Source organism: Amycolatopsis speibonae (genome assembly GCF_042647925.1).
Classification (GTDB): domain Bacteria; phylum Actinomycetota; class Actinomycetes; order Mycobacteriales; family Pseudonocardiaceae; genus Amycolatopsis; species Amycolatopsis speibonae.
This window is the reverse complement of the sequence record NZ_JBHRWK010000058.1, coordinates 96667-114448: the sequence shown is the minus strand read 5'-3', so window position 1 is coordinate 114448 and position 17782 is coordinate 96667. Positions and strand designations below refer to the sequence as shown.

At 69.7% G+C, this 17782-nt stretch carries 16 protein-coding genes; 9 read left to right on the top strand and 7 right to left on the bottom strand.

Features of this window, described 5'->3' with window-relative positions; all coding sequences use genetic code 11:
• Positions 1–969 (top strand): asparagine synthetase B family protein (locus ACFOSH_RS31335; protein WP_378243026.1); only part of this gene is annotated, 969 nt, incomplete at its 5' end.
• Positions 970–990: 21 nt separating this feature from the next.
• On the opposite strand, the gene ACFOSH_RS31330 is transcribed toward ACFOSH_RS31335, so the two are convergent.
• From ACFOSH_RS31330 to ACFOSH_RS31315, 4 genes are read right to left on the bottom strand one after another with little or no spacing between them, the layout of a single operon-like run.
• Entirely contained in the window at positions 991–1911 is a 921-nt protein-coding gene (locus ACFOSH_RS31330) for an ABC transporter permease (RefSeq protein ID WP_378243024.1), read from the bottom strand.
• A 14-nt stretch (positions 1912–1925) separates the two neighbouring features.
• Positions 1926–2714, bottom strand: a complete 789-nt coding sequence (locus ACFOSH_RS31325) for an ABC transporter permease (RefSeq protein WP_378243022.1) — start codon at positions 2712–2714, stop codon at positions 1926–1928.
• A 9-nt stretch (positions 2715–2723) separates the two neighbouring features.
• The gene (locus ACFOSH_RS31320; RefSeq protein ID WP_378243019.1) at positions 2724–3587 is read right to left on the bottom strand and encodes an ABC transporter ATP-binding protein; all 864 of its coding nucleotides are present in this window, start codon (positions 3585–3587) and stop codon (positions 2724–2726) included.
• Positions 3584–3979 (bottom strand): GntR family transcriptional regulator, encoded by a 396-nt coding sequence (locus ACFOSH_RS31315; RefSeq protein WP_378243017.1) that lies wholly within the window; start codon positions 3977–3979, stop codon positions 3584–3586. The genes ACFOSH_RS31320 and ACFOSH_RS31315 overlap by 4 nt, the downstream gene beginning before the upstream one ends.
• A 409-nt stretch (positions 3980–4388) precedes the next feature.
• Between ACFOSH_RS31315 and ACFOSH_RS31310 the strand changes: the two genes are divergently transcribed.
• Positions 4389–7376 (top strand): AfsR/SARP family transcriptional regulator, encoded by a 2988-nt coding sequence (locus tag ACFOSH_RS31310; protein ID WP_378243015.1) that lies wholly within the window; start codon positions 4389–4391, stop codon positions 7374–7376.
• Here the strand turns inward: ACFOSH_RS31310 and ACFOSH_RS31305 are convergent.
• The 3 genes from ACFOSH_RS31305 to ACFOSH_RS31295 form a co-directional block, all read right to left on the bottom strand.
• Positions 7373–7918: a hypothetical protein gene (locus ACFOSH_RS31305; RefSeq protein ID WP_378243013.1), complete on the bottom strand. Its 546-nt coding sequence runs from the start codon at positions 7916–7918 to the stop codon at positions 7373–7375. The genes ACFOSH_RS31310 and ACFOSH_RS31305 overlap by 4 nt on opposite strands.
• 285 nt (positions 7919–8203) lie before the next feature.
• Entirely contained in the window at positions 8204–9205 is a 1002-nt protein-coding gene (locus tag ACFOSH_RS31300) for a Gfo/Idh/MocA family protein (RefSeq protein WP_378243011.1), read from the bottom strand.
• Between the two features lie 4 nt (positions 9206–9209).
• Complete coding sequence (locus ACFOSH_RS31295) at positions 9210–10214, bottom strand: LacI family DNA-binding transcriptional regulator (RefSeq protein WP_378243009.1); 1005 nt, start codon at positions 10212–10214, stop codon at positions 9210–9212.
• 124 nt (positions 10215–10338) lie between these two features.
• On the opposite strand from ACFOSH_RS31295, the gene ACFOSH_RS31290 reads away from it, so the two are divergent.
• Genes ACFOSH_RS31290 through iolD form a run of 7 tightly spaced genes read left to right on the top strand, consistent with a single transcriptional unit; the run spans position 10339 to position 17728 of the window.
• Entirely contained in the window at positions 10339–11238 is a 900-nt protein-coding gene (locus ACFOSH_RS31290; protein WP_378243007.1) for a sugar phosphate isomerase/epimerase family protein, read from the top strand.
• Between the two features lie 24 nt (positions 11239–11262).
• Positions 11263–12249: a sugar ABC transporter substrate-binding protein gene (locus ACFOSH_RS31285; RefSeq protein ID WP_378243005.1), complete on the top strand. Its 987-nt coding sequence runs from the start codon at positions 11263–11265 to the stop codon at positions 12247–12249.
• Positions 12246–13280 carry an ABC transporter permease gene (locus ACFOSH_RS31280; protein WP_378243003.1) on the top strand — a complete coding sequence of 345 codons (1035 nt, stop codon included), beginning with the start codon at positions 12246–12248 and terminating at the stop codon, positions 13278–13280. The genes ACFOSH_RS31285 and ACFOSH_RS31280 overlap by 4 nt, the downstream gene beginning before the upstream one ends.
• On the top strand, positions 13277–14077 hold the full coding sequence (locus ACFOSH_RS31275) for an ATP-binding cassette domain-containing protein (RefSeq protein WP_378243001.1): 801 nt from the start codon (positions 13277–13279) through the stop codon (positions 14075–14077). Before ACFOSH_RS31280 ends, ACFOSH_RS31275 begins: the two co-directional genes overlap by 4 nt.
• Positions 14074–15006: a 5-dehydro-2-deoxygluconokinase gene (gene iolC / locus ACFOSH_RS31270; RefSeq protein ID WP_378242999.1), complete on the top strand. Its 933-nt coding sequence runs from the start codon at positions 14074–14076 to the stop codon at positions 15004–15006. The genes ACFOSH_RS31275 and iolC overlap by 4 nt, the downstream gene beginning before the upstream one ends.
• Positions 15003–15893, top strand: coding sequence for a 5-deoxy-glucuronate isomerase (gene iolB / locus ACFOSH_RS31265; protein ID WP_378242997.1), 891 nt, complete (start codon positions 15003–15005; stop codon positions 15891–15893). Before iolC ends, iolB begins: the two co-directional genes overlap by 4 nt.
• Complete coding sequence (gene iolD, locus ACFOSH_RS31260) at positions 15890–17728, top strand: 3D-(3,5/4)-trihydroxycyclohexane-1,2-dione acylhydrolase (decyclizing) (protein ID WP_378242995.1); 1839 nt, start codon at positions 15890–15892, stop codon at positions 17726–17728. The genes iolB and iolD overlap by 4 nt, the downstream gene beginning before the upstream one ends.
• Positions 17729–17782 lie beyond the last annotated feature (54 nt).

The following is a 17782-nucleotide window of genomic DNA, read 5'->3' as shown; positions in this document are numbered from 1 at the left end:
GATTTCCAGGGCCAGGAAGACAACTTCCAGCCGGACGAGATGCGGGACACCCCGGACTCGCCCTTCATCCGCGACGTGGCGCAACTGGTCGGCTCCGACCACAAGGACGTCGTGCTGAACCCGGCCGAGCTCAGCGACCCCGAAGTCCGCCGCAAGGTGCTGACCGCGCGGGACATCCCGGCCGGGCTCGGCGACATGGACACGTCGCTTTACCTGCTGTTCAAGGCGATCCGCGCGGAATCCACGGTGGCGCTTTCCGGCGAGTCGGCCGACGAGGTCTTCGGCGGGTACCGCTGGTTCCACGACGACGCCGCGGTGAACTCGGGGACCTTCCCCTGGCTCGCCTTCCGGACAGGGCTCACCAGCGAACGGGGTGCCCTGCTGCGCGGCGACGTCCGGGACAAGCTGGACCTGCCCGGCTACATCGCCGACCAGTACTCCACCGCGGTCGCCCAGGTCGAGCACCTCGACGGCGAAAGCGAGCAGGACCGGAAGATGCGGACGGTCTGCAACCTCCACCTCTCCCGCTTCGTGCGGATGCTGCTGGACCGCAAGGACCGGGCGTCGATGGCCGTCGGGCTCGAAGTCCGGGTGCCGTTCTGCGACCACCGCCTCGTCGAGTACGTCTACAACACGCCTTGGTCGCTGAAGACGTTCGACAGCAGGGAAAAGAGCCTGCTGCGGCACGCCACGAAGCACGTGTTGCCGGCTTCGGTCCGAGACCGGGTCAAGAGCCCGTATCCGTCCACTCAGGACCCCGGCTACGCGGCGGCGTTGCAGCAGCAGGCCAAGGAGGCCCTGGCCGAACGGGACAACCCGGTGTTCTCGCTGGTGGACCGGGACTGGCTGCACCGGGCGTCCGAAGTGGACCCGGCGACGATGCCCTCGGTCCAGCGCACCGGGATCGACCGGGCACTGGACCTCTACCACTGGTTCGATATGTACCGGCCGGAACTGCAGCTGGATTGAGGTTTCCGGTCCGCCGCCGTCTCAGCGACGGCGGCGGACCGTTCCCCCTGCCGCGACGCCCCCGAGCACCGCGGTCGCGGCGAGCAGGATGCCCGCCTCGGTCCACTGGAACCGCCAGAACCGGCTCACGGGCTGATAGATCGTGAAGTCCCGGTAGCCCGCCGCCTCGGCGCACGCGGTCTTCCCCAGCCCCAGCGGGCAACCGGGCACCTCGTCCAGCGAACTCATGTCATGGCCGTCCGGCGCGACTCTGCCCACCTTGACGATCAGAGCCCCCATCGTCGCCGGGTCAGAGCCGGTCGTACGCACCGGCTCGGCGTAGTGCGGCCTCAGGAACAGCAGGACGATCGAAGCCGCGAGGAACACCGCGACCGTGATCGCGATGGCGGGCAGGGTCTTGCGCACGAGCACCCCGGCCGCCGCACCGAGGGTGAAGGCGAACAGCCACCAGGCGGCGGGTGCGACCCCGACCGCACCGAAGTAGGACGTCTCGGCGAAGGTCTCCGCCTTGCCGGGGAACATCTCCAGCCACCTGCCGAACATCTGCCCCGAGGCGAATCCGGCCAGGACCGCGCATCCGGCGAGGACGCTGAACTTGACGGCCAGCCAATGCCCGCGGCTCACCGATTGAGTCCACACGAGCTGGTGGGTGTTGCGCTCGTACTCCCTGGCCAGCAGCGGCGCGCCCCAGAAGACGCCTGCCAGCAAGGGAACGAACGGCACCATCGCGACCAGCGGGTAGATCTGCTGATAGAGATCTTCCAGCCCCGCGTCGTACTCACGGCACGGGATGCCGCCTCCATGACAGTACATAGAGGTCTTGCCGTTCGAAGCGTCGATGGCGGCCTGCCCGGACAGGAGCAGGATCGCCCCGATCACGGCCAGGAACCCCAGGGTGACGAGCAGCTGGGTACGGTGCTGCCGCCAGGTGAGCCAGAGCAAGAACTTTTCCCTTTCTAGGAGCGGCGTCGGATGGCGAAGGTCGCGGCGACGGCGAGCAGGAGCGAGACGCCCCCGAGGATCGCGGCCTCGGTCCATTGGAAGCGCCAGTACCAGTCCTGGGGCAGGACCTTGAGCGCGGTGATCTCCCCGGTGGCGTCCCTGACCATTTCGACGACCCGGGAAGTGGGTTCCGTGCCCAGTGGGACGAGCTTGGGATCCGCGTAGAGGTCACGGAAATTGGACACGCCGATCATGAGGCCCACCGTCACCGCGATGGTGACGGCGATGGCCGGGAGCATCTTGCGGATGAGGGCGCCCGCGGCGGTGCCGAGCACGAATCCGAAGAGCCACCACGCGCCGGGCGCGACGCCGGTCATCGCGAACAGGACTGGATTGTCGAAGCGACTGATGAAGGCCGTATCGCCGCGATCGGTCGGGAAGACCTCCACCCAGCGCTGCATCATCGTGCCGAACGCCAGACCGCCCAGTGTGGCGAGAACGGCGAGGAATCCCAGTTTCACGCCGAGCCAGCGGAATCGCGAGATCGACTGGGTCCAGGCGAGTTTCGTGGTACCGCGTTCGAACTCGGTCGCGACCAGCGGCGCGCCCCAGAAGACACCGATCGCCACCGGCACGACCTGTAGCCAGGTGAGGTACGTGTACAGGTCTTTGAAGAGCTTCGCCGGATCAAGACTGTCCGCCGCGGCGTTTCCGTTGACCAGCAAGATGATGCCGACGGCGACGAGCAGGAGCGCCGTGACCAGCAGCTGCATGCGGTGCTGGCGGTAGGTGAGCCAGAACATCGTCGCCCCTTACGTCGAAGCCAGTGTCGGGCGAGGCAGGCTCGCGGATTCGGGTCGCCGGAGGTAGGCGAGCACGAGCTCCTCCAGGTTCGCCGGCCTTTCGGTCCACTGTGGACCGAGCGGAACCGGTTCGGTGCGGGCGAAGACGGTCGCTTGCCTGCCCGCGCGGGCCTCGTCCACGATCGCGACGCGGTTGGCCAGCGCGTCCGCCTCCTCCACGGGTCCGGACAGGATTCGGTGCCCGGAGACGAGTTCGTCGATGTCGCCGCTGACCTGGACCCGGCCGCCGTTGAGGACGATCAGCCAGTCACAGGTGTTCTCCAGGTCGGAGACGACGTGCGAGGAGAGCAGCACGGTCATGCCGGTTTCCGCGACCGCCTCCATCAGCCCGCGCATGACCTCGTGCCGGGCCAGCGGGTCGAGGTTCGCGAGCGGCTCGTCGAGTACCAGGAGGTCCGGGCGTTTGGCGAGTGCGAGAGTGAGCGCGACCTGCGCGCGCTGCCCACCGGACAGCTTGCCGACCTTGTGCTTCAAGGGAAGCCGCAGCGAATCGATGCGCTCGATCGCGAACTCGTCGTCCCAGCCGGGGTTGAGGCGCCTGCCGAACTTGAGCATCTCGGCGATGCTGAAACCGGGGTACAACGGCTTGTCCTGGGCGAGGAACGCGGAGGTTCCTTGGATCGAGACCGAGCCGACAGTCCCCTCGATCAGCCCGACCGCGAGGTGCAGGAACGTCGTCTTGCCCGCGCCGTTCGGCCCGACGAGGGCGACGACGCGTCCTTTCGGGACGGCGAGGGAGCAGTCGCGCAACGCCCACTTGCGGCGGTAGCGCTTGCCGAGGCCGGTCGCCTCGATGACGGGTTTATCGGTCATGCCGTTCGTTCCCCTCGAAAGCCATCGACCACCACCGAGGTGAACAACGCCTCGACGTCTTCCTGGTCCAGCCCTGATTCCCGCGCGTCGCGAACCCAGACCCCCAGGCTCTTCCGCAACCGCGTGTGCTCCGCGAACGAAGCACCCCCGAGCGTCTTCTGGACGAAGGTGCCGAGGCCCGGCTTCCCCTCGACGAGCCCTTCGCGCTCCAGTTCGCGATAGGCCTTGAGGACGGTGTTGGGGTTGATCGCCAGCTCGGCGACCACCTCCTTCGCCGTCGGCAGCCGGTCCCCCGGCTCCAGGAGTCCCAGCCGGAGGGCGTTCTTGACCTGCTGGACGAGCTGGACGTACGTCGCGACGCCCGAACCCTTGTCCAGGTGGAAGGTGACCACTGGCAACACCCTTTCACTAATTAAGTAGTGAAAGGGTGCAGGCAGGTGGGTGCTCTTGTCAAATGCCGAAAACCGTGAAGGCCGCCTTGAGGGATTCTGGATCCCTCAAGGCGGCCTTCACGGAAAAACCCCAGCCCCAGTCAAGAAGAAGCGCCAGTTCGACGACACGGGGGAAGACGTCGAGCTGGCACTACCCCCAACCCCCACCGCCTTCAGAAGGCGGTGTCTGCGCAAGTTGAAGGTGTCCACCGTCGTGCCGGAACCGAATGGGGGGTCCTGCCCGTCTGTTGGTTGGGCACGGTTCCGGCGACGGGTCCTCGGTGGACACCACTGAAGGATCACGGCGTCCGGATGCAGCGCGCTTGCACTACGCTTGCAGGCTCTGACGAGGGTGAGCGGAGGTGGCCGGGTGGAGTTCCGCGTCCTCGGCGCCGTCGAGGCGCGGGCCGGTGGCGGTCCGGTCGATCTCGGCTCGCCCAAACAACGGCTCGTGCTGGCGGTTCTGCTGCTGGAGGCGGGCAAGCCGGTGCCGCGCGACCGGATCATCGACCTGCTCTGGCCCGAAGAACCGCCTGCCAGCGCCCGGAACACCGTTCAAGCACTGGTGTCCAGGCTGCGGGCGGTGTTCCGCGGCGCGGGCGGGCCCGAGATCGTCTCCGAGGGGACCCGGTACCTGCTCAAGGTCGCCCCGGCCCAGGTCGACCTGCACCGCTTCACCGAGCTGACGGCACAAGCCCGCGAGGCCGACGACGAAACCGCCGTGGAACTCCTGGACGAGGCGCTCGGCCTGTGGCGGGGCGAGGCGTTGTCCGACGTCGTGAGCGGCGAGGTCGCCCAGCGGCTCCGCGGTGGCATGAACGAGGAACGCTGGACCGCGCTGGAAGATCGCGCCGAGGCGCAGCTGCGGCTCGGCCGCGGCAGGCAGGCCCTCGGGGAGCTGACCGAACTCGTCGCCGCGCATCCCCTGCGGCAGCGGTTCGTCGGGCAGCTCATGCTCGCCCTGCACCGCGAAGGCCGCACCGATGACGCCCTCGAGGCGTTCCGCGCGCTGAGGGATCGGCTCGGTACCGAACTGGGTCTCGATCCCTCGCCTGAGCTGCGACGGCTGGAAACGGCCATCCTCGCCGCCGATCCCGCGCTGGAGCCCACGGCGGGCACCACCAAACCCGAACCGGTCCGCCCGGCGCAGTTGCCGCACGACGTCCGCGGGTTCGCCGGCCGGGCGGGCGAGCTGGAGCGGCTCGACGAGGCGACCCGTCACGCGGGCGAGGGCACCGACATCTGGGTCATCAGCGGGACCGCGGGTGTCGGCAAGACCGCGCTCGCGGTCCGCTGGGCGCACCGCGTCCGCGACGCGTTCCCCGACGGCCAGCTCTACCTGGATCTCCGGGGCTTCGACCCCGATCACGAACCGCTCACCCCGGCTGTCGCGCTCACGCAGCTTTTGCAAGCGCTCGGCACCGCGCCCAAGGCCATCCCGCCGGACACCGACACGCGGGCCGCGCTCCTGCGGTCCCTCCTCGCCGACAGCCGGGTCCTCCTGGTCCTCGACAACGTGCGAGACACCGGCCAGGTGCTGCCGCTGCTGCCGCCGTCGGGCACCGTCCTGGTCACCAGCCGCCAGCGGCTCGGCGATCTCATCGCCCGCACCGGCGCCCGCGCGCTCCCGCTGTCCGTCCTGCCCGCCGAAGACGCGCGGCACCTGCTGGAAGCCGTGCTCGGCAGTGAGACCGTCGCCGCCGAGGCCGGTGCGGCCGCGGAATTGGCGCGGCTGTGCGGACACCTCCCGCTCGCCCTCCGGATCGCGGCGGCCAACCTCGGCGCGAGCGGCGAACCCGAGATCGCCGAACTCGCCCGCGAGCTCGCCGGCGGCGACCCGCTGGCCGAACTGACCGTCGACGGCGCCGAGGAAAGTGCCGTGACCACGGCGTTCGGCGTCTCCTACCGGGCGCTTCCCGAAGAGCACCGCCTGCTGTTCCGCCGGCTCGCGCTCGTCCCCGGCCAGACGTTCACCGCGCCCGCCGCGCAGGCGCTGACCGGTGCCCCGCACTCGAAGGCGAACCAGCAGCTCAAGGCGCTCGCGGCGGCGCACCTGGTCGAGCGCTACACCCCGGGGCGCTACCGGTTCCACGACCTGCTCCGCAGCTTCGCGGCGGGCCGCACGTGGTCGGAGGACACGAAGTCCGAACGCGACACCGCGGAGAGGCGGCTCTTCGAGAGCTACCTGAGCACCGCCGACGCCGCGGGCCGTGTCCTCATCCCGCACTTCCTGCGCCTGCCTCGGGAAGAACCGGAAGACAAACCCTTCCGCGACACCGACGAGGCGCTGGCCTGGCTGGACGCCGAGTGGCCGAACCTCGCCGCGACCGTCGAGCACAGCGCCGAACACGGCCCGCCGGAATTCTCCTGGCATCTCGCCGACGCTCTCCGGGCGTTCTTCCACCAGCGCGGCCACCACGCGGAATGGATCGACACGGCCTCGACGGCGCTCAAAGCCGCCCGCCGCAGCGACGCCGGGCAGGCACAGGCGGCGATGCATCTGAGCATCGCGCTCGCCTGCGTCAACAGCGGCCGCTACGACGAAGCACGCGAACACCTCACCAGCGCCCTGCGCGGAGACCTCCTCGACGGCTGGGACGCCGGGCGCGCGGCCGTGCTCAACAACCTGAGCGCGGTGCACCAGCGCCTCGGCGACCCGCAGGAAGCGATCCGCTGCGGGCTGGAATCCCTGCGGCTGTGCGAAGAACTGGCCCTGCCGGGGATCTCGATGGCGTTGGCGAACCTCGGCTTCCCGTACTGGCAGACCGGTCAGCTCGACGAAGCGCTCGCCAACTTCACCCGCGCGCTGACGGTCGCCGAACGGGACGGCGCCCGGTTCAGCGTCGCGGTCCTGCTGGTCGACCTCGGGAACGTGCACCGCGACCTCGGCCTTCCCGACGAGGCCTACGACTTCTACACCCGCGCGCTCGCGGCCAACCGCGAACTGGGCTACACCTACGGCGAGGCGACGGCGCTGTCCGGCAGGGCCGTGCTCGAAAGCGGGCGCGACCCGAGCGAGCAGAATCGCGCGGACGCGCTCGAAGCCGTCGAACTCACCCGCAAGATCGGCGACCGGGGCACCGAGGCCTGGACACTCGTCGGGCTCGGCGAGGTCTGCCTGCGGCTCGGCCTGCCCGAGGAGGCCGCCGAACATCACCGGCTCGCGCTGTCGATCGCGCGGACGACCAGTTTCTTCTGGTGCGAGGCCGCCGCGCGGACCGGTCTCGCGGAAACCCTGCTGAAACTGGGAAAGTCCGAGGAAGCCCGGACACACGGGGAGCTGGCGCTGGAACTCGCCGCGCGCTCCGGCTACCGGCTCGTCGAGGAACGCGCGAAGCTGATCCTGGACAAGCTTTAACCGCGCGGCTTCTCGTACGACTTCACGCTTCCGGCGATCGCCGCCATGATCACCGTCAGGGCGCCGAAGACGATCGCCAGCGCCGTCGCGACGCCGTTGCTCTTCTCGAAGCCGAAGATCCACTTGAGATGAGTGCCGAAAGGCGTACCCCACACCAACGGCGCCATCGCGATGCTCGCCACCACGTAGAACAAGCAGAGCCCGCACAGCGTCCACGCGCCGGGAATCCTGCGGGCGAAGGTGAATCCCGCCGCGACCACCAGCAATCCCGCGGTGATGACGCCGCCGACCACGTTCTGCACCTCGATACCCGACCAGCGACCGGACGCCCCGGTGGCGTGGACGACGTTGTAGAGCGCGAACCAGACGAGCATGCCGGCGGTGAGCAGTGCCAAGACACCGGCGGCCATCGCCGCACCGGCGTTCGCCCTCGGCTTGGGCCGCGCCACCGGGCTTGGCCCGCCACCCCACTGGGTCGGCGCGCCCTCCATCGCCGTCGGGCCGTAGTGAGGGAACCCGGGCTGCGGTGGGTTCGGCTGCATCCAGGCTCCTCGCGCGTTCCGGCGGCGCGAACCGCCGCCCGTCATGGTCGACGATCACGTTAGCGCGAGTATTCCGGTGGTGATGGGCCTTTGGCAGCAACCTGCCTTCACGGTACCCAGGCAGCCGAACACGCGACTCACGTGATCGAAGCCGGAACTCGCGTGATCAGAGACGTGACTCGCGTGACTGGAGGGGCGACACCTGTGACTGGACGGGCGACACGTGTCGTCCATTCAGTCACGCGAGACGGCCAGATCGGTGCAGGTGGTCGTGATCGCCCTACGTCAGACGCGGACCTCGGCCACGCGGACCGGGCGGCGTTCGCGGCGAGAGAGCTCGCACGCCTCGGCGATGTAGAACGCCTCAAGCGCGTCCGCCGCTCCGCACGGGCTCGGCGCACGACCGGCGGCGACGTCGAGGAACGCCTTCAGCTCACTGATGTACGCGGGCCGGAAGCGCTCCATGAACCCGGGGCAGGCCGGGCCGGGCAGCGGCGGGACGCCGGGTTCCACCGAGGTCAGCGGAGCCCTGTCGTCCAGGCCCACCACGGCGTTCCCCGCCGAGCCGAAGACTTCCAGACGGACATCGTAGCCCGCGCCGTTGTAGCGCGTCAGCGAGACGACCGCCAGGGTTCCGTCGTCCAGGGTCAGGGTCGCGGCCGCGGTGTCGACGTCGCCCGCGTCGACGAAGAACCGCTCACCCTTGTTCGCCCCGACGGCGTAGACCTCGACGACCTCGCGGCCGCTGACGAACCGGACGACGTCGAAGTCGTGCACTCCGCAGTCGCGGAACAGGCCGCCGGAATGCGCGACGTACTCCGCGGGCGGCGGCGCCGGGTCCAGCGTGGTCGCGCGCAGGGTGTGCAGCCAGCCGAGCTCACCCGAGGCCACCGCCGCCCGTGCGGCGGCGTAGCCCGCGTCGAACCTGCGCTGGAAGCCGATCTGCACCGGCACGTCCGAACCGGAGATCTTGTCGATCACCGCTATCGTGCCGGGGATGTCGGCGGCGACCGGCTTCTCGCAGAACACCGGGATCCCCGCGTCGACGGCCCGGAGGATCAGCTCCGGATGCGCGTCCGTCGCCGCCGTGATCACCAAGCCGTCCAAAGAGGACGCGAAAAGCGCGGGAATGTCCGCGGCCGCTTCGACGCCGAGTTCGGCCGCGGCCGCCTGGGCGCGTCCGGCGTCGACGTCGGCGACGACCACGGACGAAACCTCGTCGAAGCTCTTCAAGGTTTCGGCGTGCGAAGTACCGATCCGGCCGGTGCCGGCGAGTCCCAACCTCATGTCGTCACCTTTCCAGGGCTGCGGTGGTCGAACGGACCACCAGCGACGGATTCAGCAGATGCCGGACCGGTTCGGTGCGTTCACCCCGGACCCGTTCGAGCAGCGCTTCGACGGCCAGCCTGCCCATTTCGGTCCGCGGCTGGTCCACAGTGGTCAGTGAGAGATGCTTCAGCGCGGCCAGCGAGGTGTTGTCGTAGCCGACGACGGAAACGTCTTCCGGGACACGCAGGCCCGCCTCTTCCAGCGCGGAGATCGCGCCGACGGCGTTGAAGTCGTTGCCCGCCACCAGCGCTGTCGGCAGCCCCTCGCGCGGATGGTCGCCGAGCAGCTCGTGCACGGCCTTCTCACCGGCGGTGTCGGTGTGCTCGCTGCGCACGATGAGCGGATGCAGCCGGTGCCGCCGCATGGCCTGCTGATACCCCCGGCGCCGGGCCGCCGCACCGGCGGCGACCCCGCCATCCAGATGAGCGATCCTTCGGTGCCCCAAGGAGACCAGGTGATCGACGGCGAGGGCGGACCCGGCCTCGCCGTCGTCGTTCACCGTGTCCACTCCCGCTACGCGCGAGGTGCGCGACACCAGGACGACGGGGCCTTGCGCGGCCGCTTCCTCGATCGCCGACGCGGGCACCACGGGCGACAGCAGGATCACTCCGGCGGGCCGGAAGGACAGCAGGCTCTTCAGGGCGGCCCGCTCGCGCGCGGGGCTGCGGCCGCCGGTGTTGAGGATCAAGTGGAATCCGGCCGCTTCGGCCGCGGCGTCGAGCCCCTCGACGACATCGGCGAAGAACGCGTTGCGGAGATCGGAGACCATCACGCCGAGGACCGTCGATGTGCGGCTGGCCAGCGATCGGGCCATCGCGTGCGGCTCGTAGCCCAGTTCGTGCGCGGCGCACAGTACGCGTGTCCGCCGTTCGTCGGAGACGTTCGGCGCGTTCCTCATCACCAGGGACACGAGCGCACGGGACACCCCCGCTTTCGCGGCGACATCCTCCATCGTCGGTCTCGCCATTCCCGATTACCCCCGTCTCCCCCCACCCTTGACTTTACTGTGACGGACGCTACATGATTAGAGCGCTCTAATCAATAGAGCGCTCCAACACCCCGATCCCCGCACACGCCGCAGGAGGCCGCCGATGACAGTGACGACGTCCCGGATCCGAATCGCCGCCGCCCCGATCTCCTGGGGCGTATGCGAAGTTCCCGGCTGGGGCCGCGTACTCGACGCGGGGACCGTACTGGGCGAAATGGCGGAGCTGGGGGTCCGCGCGACCGAACTCGGCCCACCCGGATACCTGCCGCGCGATCCGGCCGCGCTGCGTGAACTGCTGGGCGGCTACAAGCTCGACCTCGTCGGCGGCTTCCTCGCCGTGGCACTGCACGAAAACCCCGAAGCCGCGCTGGCCGAGGCCGAGGAGTCCGCCGCGCTGTTCGCCGCCTGCGGTGGCGACATGCTCGTGCTCGCCGCCGCGACCGGGCTCGACGGCTACGACGACAGGCCGAGGCTGAGCGACTCCGAATGGGCGACGCTGATCGCGACCTCCGGCGCGATCGGGGAGATCGCCGCGCGCCACGGGCTTCGCACCGTGCTGCACCCGCACGTCGGGACACACGCGGAAACCGAGGAAGAGGTCGAGCGCTTCCTCGCCGATTCCCCCCTCCCGCTGTGCCTGGACACCGGGCATCTCCTGATCGGCGGAACCGATCCGGTCGCGCTGGCCAAGCGGTACCCCGAACGGGTCGGTCACCTGCATCTCAAGGACGTGCGCGGCGAACTCGCCGAAGACGTCCGCGCCGGGAGGCTTCCCTACACCGAAGCTGTGGGCGAAGGTCTGTATGTCCCGCTCGGCGACGGGGACGTCGACATCGAAGCGATGGTCAGGTTCGTCCACGAGGCGGGCTACGACGGGTGGTACGTGCTCGAACAGGACACCGCGCTGAGCGAGCAGAGCCCGGAAGATCTGCCCAAGCGGGATGTGGCCAGGAGCCTGGCGCATCTCGACGGAATCGTCAGCCGGCTCCCGGCTGCCAGGTAACGGAAGAAGCGAGGAGAGACGACGATGTCCCATCGCTTGAGGAAAGCTTTGGTGGTCGTGGCGGGGCTGTTGCTCCTGTCCGCGTGCACCGGGCCGAAGGCCGAGGAGAAACCCGCCGCGGGCGCGGGCCCGGTGAAGACCCAGCCCAGTGGGCCGTTGCGGGTCGCGGTCATCTCGCACGGCACGGCGGGCGACGCGTTCTGGAACGTGGTCAAGAACGGCGCCGAGGAGGCGGGCAGGCAACTCGACGTCCAGGTCGAGTACAACTCCGACGGGGACCCCGGAAACCAGGCCAAGCTGATCGACAACGCGGTCGCCCAGCAGGTCGGCGGGCTGGTGGTGTCCATGGCGAACCCGGAGGCGCTCAAGACCTCGATCGAGAACGCGGTCCGCGCGGGGATCCCGGTCATCACCATCAACTCCGGTGAGGACAAGAGCGCGGGCTACGGTGCGCTCACCCATGTCGGGCAGAACGAGACCATCGCCGGCGAGGAGGCCGGGAAGAAGTTCAGGGAGCTCGGCAAGAAGAAGCTGCTCTGCGTGGTCCACGAGGCGGGCAACGTCGGGCAGGCCCAGCGCTGCGACGGCGCCAAGACCGGCTTCGCGGGCGACGTGCAGACCCTTCAGGTCGACATCAGCAACCCCACCGACGCCGAATCCCGGATCAGGGGCGCCGTGCAGACGGACTCCTCCCTCGACGCCGTCCTGACGCTGAACTCACAGGTCGCCGCGCGGGCGGTGAGCGCGATCAAGGCGGTCGGCTCGGCGGCGCAGGTCGGCACGTTCGACCTGAACACCGACGTCGTCGGCGCGATCAAGGCGGGCGAAGTGGTCTTCGCCGTCGACCAGCAGCAGTACGAGCAGGGCTATCTCCCGGTGCAGTTCCTCAAGCTCTACCGGGACAACGCGAACGTCGTCGGCGGCGGGAAGCCGGTGCTCACCGGGCCCGACCTGGTCGACAAATCCACTGTGGACACCGTCGGCCAGTACGTGCAAAGGGGCACGCGATGACAACCACCACCCTCGACGAACGGATCGCGAAACCGAGGCTGCTCGACAGGCTGGTCGTCCGGCCCGAGATCGGCTCGCTGCTCGGCGCCGTCGTCGTCTTCCTGTTCTTCACCGTCGTCACCGACCAGTTCTTCAGCGGCAGCGGCGTGGCGACCTGGCTGGACGACGCCTCGACACTCGGCATCATGGCGGTCGCCGTGTCCCTGCTGATGATCGGCGGCGAGTTCGACCTTTCGGCGGGCGTGATGACGGCCTCCACCGCGCTCGTCACCGCGACACTGGCGACGGAGGCCGGCTGGAACGTCTGGCTCGCGCTGTTCGCGTCGCTGGTCTTCGCCCTCGCGGTCGGCGCGTTCAACGGCTGGCTGGTGATGCGCACCGGGCTGCCCAGCTTCATCGTCACCCTGGGCACGTTCCTGGCGCTGCAAGGGCTCAACCTCGGCGTCACGCGGCTGGTCACCGGTACCGTCCAGGTCTCCGGAATGCGCTCGACCGACGGCTACGAGTCCGCCGGTTTCGTCTTCGCGTCCACAGTGGACATCGGCGGGACCGCGTTCCAGATCTCCATCGCCTGGTGGATCGGGTTCGCCGTGCTGGCGGCCTGGCTGCTGGTGCGGACCCGCTTCGGCAACTGGATCTTCGCCGTCGGCGGCAACGCGCAGAGTTCCCGCGCGGTCGGGGTCCCGGTGGTGCGCACCAAGATCATGCTGTTCATGACCACCGCGCTCGCCGCGTGGCTGGTCGGTTCGATCAACATCCTGCGGTTCGCGAGCGTCCAGGCGAACCAGGGCATCGGGCTGGAGTTCCAGTACATCATCGCGGCCGTGATCGGCGGCTGCCTGCTGACCGGCGGGTTCGGTTCGGCGATCGGCGCCGCGATCGGCGCGCTGATCTTCGGCATGGCGCGGCAGGGCATCGTGTTCGCCCGCTGGGACAGCGACTGGTTCATGCTGTTCCTCGGGGTGATGCTGCTGTCCGCGGTCCTGGTCAACAACGCCTTCCGGCGGCGCGCGGAAAGGGTACGGCGATGAGCCACAGCCAAGCCGAAGAGCTGCTCTCGGTCAAAGCGGTCGGCAAGACCTACGGCAGCGTGATCGCGCTGCGCGACGTCTCCACCGTGGTCAACGCCGGCGAGGTGACCTGCGTACTCGGCGACAACGGCGCCGGCAAGTCCACGTTGATCAAGATCCTGGCCGGGGTCCACCAGCACGACAAGGGCGAGTTCCTCGTCGAGGGCGAGCCGGTCAAGTTCGCGTCGCCACGCGAGGCACTCGATCGCGGCATCGCGACGGTGTACCAGGACCTGGCGGTCGTGCCGTTGATGAGCGTGTGGCGGAACTTCTTCCTCGGCTCCGAACCGACGGTCGGCTTCGGCCCGTTCCGGGCGCTGGACCGGAAGAAGGGCCGCGAGACGACCAAGAAGGCGTTGTCCGACATGGGCATCGACCTGCGTGACGTCGAGCAGCCTGTCGGCACCTTGTCCGGTGGCGAGCGGCAGTGCGTCGCCATCGCGCGGGCGGTGCACTTCGGCGCGAAGGTGCTGATCCTCGACGAGCCGACAGCCGCGCTGGGCGTGAAGCAGGCCGGTGTCGTGCTCAAGTACGTCGCGCAGGCCCGTGACCGCGGGCTCGGCGTCGTGCTGATCACGCACAACCCGCATCACGCGTATCCGGTGGCCGATCGCTTCCTGCTGCTCAAACGGGGCGCGCCGCTCGGCGCCTACGAGAAGTCCGAGATCGACCTGGCCGAACTGACCCGGCAGATGGCGGGCGGCGCCGAACTGGAAGCCCTCGAACACGAATTGCGAGCCGCGGAGTCCCCTTCATGACCGCTCTCGAAGCACTGACCGTCGGCCGCGTCGGGGTGGACCTCTACCCCGAGCAGAGCGGCGTGCCGCTGGCCGGGGTCAGCACTTTCGCCAAGTCGCTCGGCGGCACCGCGACCAACGTCGCGGTCGCCGCCGCGCGGCTCGGCCGCTCGACGTCGGTGCTGACGAAGGTCGGCCCGGACGGCTTCGGCGACTACGTCCGGCAGGCGCTGCGGGAGTTCGGCGTGTCCCCCGAGCACGTCGGGACGTCGGCGGGGCTGCAGACACCGGTGGTGTTCTGCGCGCTGGACCCGCCGGCGGACCCTCCGCTGCTGTTCTACCGGTCCCCCATCGCGCCGGATCTGACCCTCAACGAGGTCGACGTGCCGTGGGACGTGGTGGAAACGGTGCCGCTGCTGTGGGTCACCGGGACCGGTGTCTCCGTCGAACCGGCCCGCGGCACCCAGCGCAAGATGCTCCAGCGGCGTGGACGCCGGGCACACACCGTGCTGGACCTCGACTTCCGGCCGATGTTCTGGCCGGACACCGAAACCGCGCGTGAGGAGATCGGCTGGATGCTCGACCACGTCACGGTCGCGGTCGGCAACCGCACCGAGGCGGAGGTCGCCGTCGGCACGGCGGACCCCGACGAGGCCGCGTCCCGGATGCTGGCCAGGGGTGTCGCGCTGGCGGTGATCAAGAAGGGCGCGGAGGGAGTGCTGGTGGCCACCGCCGAGGGCCGGTGGACCGTGCCTCCCCAGCGGGTCGACGTCGTCTGCGGGCTCGGCGCCGGGGACGGTTTCGGCGGCGCGCTGATCCACGGTCTGCTGTCCGGCTGGGATCCGGTGCGCATCGCCGCCTATGCCAACGCGGCGGGCGCGCTCGTCGCCTCCCGGCTGGCCTGCGCCGACGCCATGCCCACCGCCGACGAGATCGAGGAGTTGCTGTGAGCAAGCTGCACCGCCGGTTCGGGACGCTTTCGGACGAGCGGGACCCGGTCCGGCTCACCCCGGACTCGGCGGGCTGGACCTACAGCGGCCTGAGGGTTCTCTCGCTGGCCGCCGGTGAGTCCAGGGTCGTGCGCACCGGCGAGTTCGAAGCGTTCGTGCTGCCGCTGGCGGGGGCGTGCACCGTCCGGGTCGACGGGCAGGTCTTCGACCTCGCGGGGCGGGACTCCGTGTTCACCCGGGTCACGGACTTCGCCTACGTGCCACGCGACGCCGAAGTCGAGTTGTCGACAACCGGAGGCATCGAGGTCGCGTTGCCGATGGCGCGCTGCTCCCGTCGTCTCGAACCGCGCTACGGACCGGCCGAGAACGTGCCTGTCGAGGTACGCGGAGCGGGGCAGGCGACGAGACAGGTCACCAACTTCGGCGTGCCCGGTGTCTGGGACCACGCGGACAAGCTCAACGCGTGCGAGCTGATCACCCCCGGCGGCAACTGGTCGTCGTACCCGCCGCACAAACACGACGAGGCATCCGACTGCGAGGTCGTCAACGAGGAGATCTACTACTTCCGCGTCGCGGGACGCGACGGCGTGACGACTTCGCGCGAAGGGTTCGGCCTTCACCGGACGTACACCTCGGATGGCGAACTGGACGAGGACGTCGCTGTCCGGGACGGCGACGTCTTCCTGATCCCGCGCGGCTATCACGGTCCTTGCGTCGCCGCGCCGGGCTATCCGATGTACTACCTGAACGTCCTGGCGGGGCCCGCCGAAGAGCGGTCGATGGCCTTCTGCGACGACCCGGCGCACGGTTGGATCCGTGAAACGTGGAACGACCTGGAACTCGATCCACGCTGCCCGGTCACGAGTCCCGAAGGACGGGTGTCATGAAGCTGACCACGGCACAGGCCTTGGTGCGCTGGCTGCTCGCGCAACGGTCGGAGACCCTGGACGGGCGGGAAGTCCCGCTGTTCCCCGGGGTGTTCGCGATCTTCGGGCACGGCAACGTCCTCGGTCTCGGTACCGCACTGGAGGAGCACCGAGACGAGCTTCCCCTGTGGCGCGGGCAGACCGAGCAGGGCATGGCGCTCGCCGCGGTCGGCTACGCCAAGGCGACCCACCGCCGCCAAGTCGGCGTGGTGACGTCGTCGATCGGTCCCGGTGCGCTGAACATGGTCACCGCGGCCGGGGTCGCGCACGCCAACCGGCTGCCGGTGCTGCTGCTCCCCGGCGACACCTTCACCAGCCGGGCCCCGGATCCGGTCCTGCAGCAGGTGGAGCATTTCGGCGATCCGACGGCCACGGTCAACGACGCCTTCCGCGCGGTGAGCCGGTACTTCGACCGGATCACCCGGCCCGAGCAGCTGCTTTCGACGCTGCCGCAGGTCGCCAGGGTGCTGACCGACCCGGCCGACGCGGGCCCGGTGACGCTGGCGCTGCCGCAGGACGTCCAGGTGGAGACCTACGACTTCCCGGACTCGCTTTTCGAGCCGGTGACCCATCGCCCGCCGCGCCCGCGGCCCGATCGCCGGGCCCTCACCGAAGCGGCGGGGGTACTGCGGTCGGCGCGGAAGCCGTTGCTGGTGCTCGGGGGCGGGGTCCGGTACTCCGGTGCCGGTGAGCGGGCGCTGGCCTTCGCCGAGCGGCATGGCATCCCGGTCACCGAAACCACGGCCGGGCGCACCCTGGTCCCGCACGGCCATCCGCTGCACGCCGGGCCGCTGGGCGTCACCGGCTCGGCGTCCGCGAACGTCCTGGCCGCCGAGGCCGACGTCGTGCTGGCCGTCGGCACCCGCCTGCAGGACTTCACCACGGCGTCCTGGACGGTGTTCTCGCCCGACGTCCGGCTGATCACGCTGAACGCGGCCCGGTTCGACGCGGTCAAGCACGGCGCGCTGGCCGTGGTGGGCGACGCCGAGGCGGGTCTCACGGATCTGGCCGCCCAACTGGAGAGCTGGCAGGTCGATCCTCTGTGGACGGAGCGCGCGGCGGCGGAGCGCGGCCGATGGGACGCGCACATCGACGCATTGCGTACCGCTTCCGGCGAGGTCCCGACCTACGCCCAGGTCGTCGGCGCTGTCAACGACCTCTCCGAGCCTCAGGACTACGTGATGACCGCGTCCGGCGGGATGCCGGGAGAACTGATCGGCGGCTGGCGCGGATCGGGATCGATCAGCATGGACGTCGAGTACGGCTTCTCGTGCATGGGGTACGAACTCGCGGGCGCGTGGGGCGCGGCGATGGCGCACACCGGCGGTCTGGTCACCACGATGCTCGGCGACGGTTCGTACCTGATGCTGAATTCGGAGCTGTTCTCGGCCGCCTTCGCCGGGCATCCCTTCGTCGCGGTGGTCTGCGACAACGACGGCTTCGCGGTCATCGCCCGTCTGCAGGAGGGCCAGGGCGGGAAGCCGTTCAACAACTTCCTCGCCGACTGCCGGAGCGCGCACGCCTCACCACCTCGGGTCGACTTCGCGAAGCACGCGGAGTCGCTGGGGTGCGCGGTGTTCACAGCGTCCACTGTGGACGCCGTGCGGGCGGCCTACGCGAAGGCGCGGGAAGCCGCGGTGGCCGAGAAGCGACCGGCGGTGGTCGTGGTGCGGACGCAGCCGAGCTCGTGGACCGAAGCCGGCGCTTGGTGGGAGGTCGGCGTCCCGGAGCACCTTTCCGGCCGGGAAGGCTTCGAGCACGGGAAGTCGGGGCAGGTGCGGTATGTGAAGGGCTAGGGCTGGGAAGAGTTAGAGCGCGGCCGCGTCCAGTGGGCTGGACGCGGCCGCGCC

Bases quoted from the DNA above. Each gene is read 5' to 3' on its own strand.
- ACFOSH_RS31325 (WP_378243022.1), bottom strand. From the start codon at position 2,714: ATGTTCTGGCTCACCTACCGCCAGCACCGCATGCAGCTGCTGGTCACG.
- ACFOSH_RS31320 (WP_378243019.1), bottom strand. From the start codon at position 3,587: ATGACCGATAAACCCGTCATCGAGGCGACCGGCCTCGGCAAGCGCTAC.
- ACFOSH_RS31280 (WP_378243003.1), top strand. From the start codon at position 12,246: ATGACAACCACCACCCTCGACGAACGGATCGCGAAACCGAGGCTGCTC.
- ACFOSH_RS31290 (WP_378243007.1), top strand. From the start codon at position 10,339: ATGACAGTGACGACGTCCCGGATCCGAATCGCCGCCGCCCCGATCTCC.
- iolC (WP_378242999.1), top strand. From the start codon at position 14,074: ATGACCGCTCTCGAAGCACTGACCGTCGGCCGCGTCGGGGTGGACCTC.
- ACFOSH_RS31285 (WP_378243005.1), top strand. From the start codon at position 11,263: ATGTCCCATCGCTTGAGGAAAGCTTTGGTGGTCGTGGCGGGGCTGTTG.
- ACFOSH_RS31300 (WP_378243011.1), bottom strand. From the start codon at position 9,205: ATGAGGTTGGGACTCGCCGGCACCGGCCGGATCGGTACTTCGCACGCC.
- ACFOSH_RS31295 (WP_378243009.1), bottom strand. From the start codon at position 10,214: ATGGCGAGACCGACGATGGAGGATGTCGCCGCGAAAGCGGGGGTGTCC.
- iolD (WP_378242995.1), top strand. From the start codon at position 15,890: ATGAAGCTGACCACGGCACAGGCCTTGGTGCGCTGGCTGCTCGCGCAA.
- ACFOSH_RS31305 (WP_378243013.1), bottom strand. From the start codon at position 7,918: ATGCAGCCGAACCCACCGCAGCCCGGGTTCCCTCACTACGGCCCGACG.
- ACFOSH_RS31275 (WP_378243001.1), top strand. From the start codon at position 13,277: ATGAGCCACAGCCAAGCCGAAGAGCTGCTCTCGGTCAAAGCGGTCGGC.